At 73.2% G+C, this 2,163-nt stretch carries 4 protein-coding genes and 1 pseudogene; 1 reads left to right on the top strand and 4 read right to left on the bottom strand.

The features are described 5' to 3' along the window. Both ACWCSD_RS51915 and ACWCSD_RS51910 read right to left on the bottom strand, forming a co-directional pair. Positions 1 to 69 (bottom strand): hypothetical protein (locus ACWCSD_RS51915; protein ID WP_449927184.1); only part of this gene is annotated, 69 nt, incomplete at its 3' end. Positions 70 to 157: 88 nt separating this feature from the next. Then, positions 158 to 466, bottom strand: a pseudogene (locus ACWCSD_RS51910) (carboxylesterase family protein); the annotation flags it as partial. A gap of 175 nt (positions 467 to 641) precedes the next feature. Here ACWCSD_RS51910 and ACWCSD_RS51905 point away from each other — a divergent pair. Then, positions 642 to 1,178, top strand: coding sequence for an RDD family protein (locus ACWCSD_RS51905; protein WP_449927181.1), 537 nt, complete (start codon positions 642 to 644; stop codon positions 1,176 to 1,178). 16 nt (positions 1,179 to 1,194) lie between these two features. On the opposite strand, the gene ACWCSD_RS51900 is transcribed toward ACWCSD_RS51905, so the two are convergent. Both ACWCSD_RS51900 and ACWCSD_RS51895 read right to left on the bottom strand, forming a co-directional pair. Further along, complete coding sequence (locus ACWCSD_RS51900; RefSeq protein WP_397215681.1) at positions 1,195 to 1,743, bottom strand: GNAT family N-acetyltransferase; 549 nt, start codon at positions 1,741 to 1,743, stop codon at positions 1,195 to 1,197. A gap of 40 nt (positions 1,744 to 1,783) precedes the next feature. After that, on the bottom strand, positions 1,784 to 2,163 hold a 380-nt coding region (locus ACWCSD_RS51895; protein WP_449927178.1), incomplete at its 5' end, for a cation:proton antiporter.

Below are 2,163 nucleotides of genomic sequence, written 5' to 3'. Positions count from 1 at the left end.
GTAGAGGTACGTCGCGCCGTCGCCCTGGTACCAGGCCCGGTAGTTCTCGCCGTTGCCGCACTCGTACAGGGCGATCCGCTTCGACGACAGGCTGACCCACGACCACGCCCTCGCCCGCCAGCGTCCGCCCGTCGAACTCCGGCAGGTCGGACGAGCCGGTGACGTACGCGCCGCCGTAGATCCACACCATCACCGGCAGGCCCGACCCGCCGGGGTCGGGCGACCACACGTTGACGGTGAGGCAGTCGAGCCCGCCGGCGGAGCTCCACGCCGGCATCCCGGGCACCACCGCCTGCTGCGGCGGCCGGGGGCCGAAACCGGTGGCGTCACGGGTGCCGTCCCAGGGGTCGGCGGGCGCCGGCGCGGCCATCCTGAGCGATCCGAAGGGGCTCTTCGCGAACGGAATGCCCCTGAAGACGGCGATGCCGTGCTCGTCGGTCCCGCGTACCCTGCCTGCGGTCGTCATCGTCACCACTGACCATCTCCTTCCCGCGGGCCTGTGCCCGTCGGCAGTGTCGATGTTGAACGATAGAGCCTGTGTTGGTCGGCATAGGTTTGAGGGTGCCCCCCTCGTCCTTCGCCTGGTCGCCGCCGTGCGAAGATCAGGCTCCCTTGTGTGTGCGGGTCATGGAGGCGACGCGTTGCTGAACGAGCGGGAGCGGACGCGCGGCGGCCGGGCGGCGTTACGTCCGAGGCTGGTGGCGGCCGGCTGGGACTATCTCGTGATCGCCGCCTGGCTGACGGCGCTGGCCGCGGTGTTCGTCCCGCTGAGCCGCGCGGGAGCGGGGTTCGGCGGGCTCGGCGCCCTGGGCACCGACCTGCTGATCACCGCGCTGAGCGTGCTGCCCGTCGGGGCGTACCTGGTCATGGGGGAGGCGGGGCGGCGGCAGGCCACCTGGGGCAAGCGGCGGGCGGGCCTCGTCGTGGCCCTGGCCGGCGGGGGGCGGCCCGGCGTGGCGCGGATCGTGGCGCGCGCCCTGGTGAAGCTGCTTCCGTGGCAGTGCGCCCACATGGCGGTCTCCCGGCTGGTCCGCGAGCCGGAGTCGGCCGTCGCCATGCCCCTTCTGGTCGCGGCGTACGCCCTGGCCGGGGCCTCGGTCGTGCTGGTGCTGACCCGCCGCGACCGGGCCGCCCTGCACGACCTCGTGACGGCCACGCGGGTGGTGCCGTCGCCCTGACGCCTCCTTGAGGCGATCAGACCTCCGGCAGGGAGGGATCGGGCTGCCAGGGGCTCGGCGCGGTGATGGACCAGCGTTCGTGGTCGCGCCAGGCGCCGTCGATGTAGAGGTAGTCGGGCGACAGCCCCTCGTAACGGAAGCCCAGCCGCCGGGCCAGGGCCAGGGACGCCTTGTTCGCCGGCTGGATGTTGGCCTCCAGGCGATGGAGCCGCAGGTCGCCGAACGCGTGCCGCAGGGCGAGGGTGAGCCCGTCGGTCATGTAACCGCGCCCGGCGGACGGGGCGAAGGCCGCATAGCCGAGGGACGCCCCCTGGTAGCGGCCCCGGATGATCGAGTTGATGTTGACCGTGCCCGCCGCGGCGCCGCTCTCCCGGACGCGGATCAGGAAGCCCAGGTTGAGGCCGTCGTCGAAGCGGCGCATCCAGGTCCGGAACTCCTCGGCGGTCGAGGGCAGTTGCATCCACGGCCGGTGCAGTTCGGCGCTGGCCCGGACGAGCGAGCAGAACTCGTCCTGGTCGGAGAGGGTGAGCGGGTGCAGCTCCACCCGTGACGGCGTTTCGGACATGGGGCAACTTTAGGGCGTGCCGTGCGAGGCGTCGTCCCCGTCAGCTCGCCGTGGTGGTCCAGGCGCGGTGGGCCGTCTCGCGGATCTCCTCGTCGGCGGTCTGCTCGACCCGGGCCATCGCCGCGCGCAGGATGGGCGGCGTCATCAGCGAGGTGACGATCGCGACCAGCACCACCAGCGTGTACGCCTCGACGCTGAGGATGCCCAGCCGCAGGCCGACCATGGCCACCACGACCTCGATCACGCCGCGCGCGTTGAGCCCGGCGCCCAGGGCCAGCGCCTCCCAGCGGTTGAGCCGGCTCAGCCGGGCGCCGGCGTACGCGCCGGCGAACTTGCCGACGATCGCGACGGCCAGCACCGCCAGCCCGGCCAGCAGCACCGGCGGGCGGGTCAGCGCGGTCAGGTCCATCCGCAGCCCGG

The organism is Nonomuraea sp. NPDC001684 (assembly GCF_053596515.1).
The sequence above is the reverse complement of the archived record's forward strand: the minus strand, read 5'-3'. Positions and strand labels throughout refer to the sequence as shown.

What these genes read in the sequence shown, in the direction of transcription:
- ACWCSD_RS51900 (WP_397215681.1), bottom strand. Translation starts at nt 1,743, where the DNA reads ATGTCCGAAACGCCGTCACGGGTGGAGCTGCACCCGCTCACCCTCTCC.